The sequence below is a fragment of the Kurthia senegalensis genome, assembly GCF_000285595.1.
Lineage (GTDB): Bacteria > Bacillota > Bacilli > Bacillales_A > Planococcaceae > Kurthia > Kurthia senegalensis.
This window is the reverse complement of sequence record NZ_CAEW01000054.1, coordinates 1-379: the sequence shown is the minus strand read 5'-3', so window position 1 is coordinate 379 and position 379 is coordinate 1. Positions and strand designations below refer to the sequence as shown.

Annotated in this window: 1 rRNA gene; it reads right to left on the bottom strand. The window is 57.8% G+C overall.

Annotated elements, in window-relative coordinates:
* Positions 1–379, bottom strand: a 16S ribosomal RNA gene (locus tag KSHG_RS15595); the annotation flags it as partial.

Below are 379 nucleotides of genomic sequence, written 5' to 3'. Positions count from 1 at the left end.
ATCAGACTTTCGTCCATTGTGGAAGATTCCCTACTGCTGCCTCCCGTAGGAGTTTGGGCCGTGTCTCAGTCCCAATGTGGCCGATCACCCTCTCAGGCCGGCTACCCGTCGTCGCCTTGGTAGGCCATTACCCCACCAACAAGCTGATAGGCCGCGAGCTCATCCCTGTCCAGCGGACTTTTCCACCACCAACCATGCAGAAGGAGGTCATATCCGGTATTAGCCACCGTTTCCAGTGGTTATCCCAGAGACAGGGGCAGATTGCTCACGTGTTACTCACCCGTTCGCCGCTCGTGTACCCCCGAAAGGGCCTTACCGCTCGACTTGCATGTATTAGGCACGCCGCCAGCGTTCGTCCTGAGCCAGGATCAAACTCTCC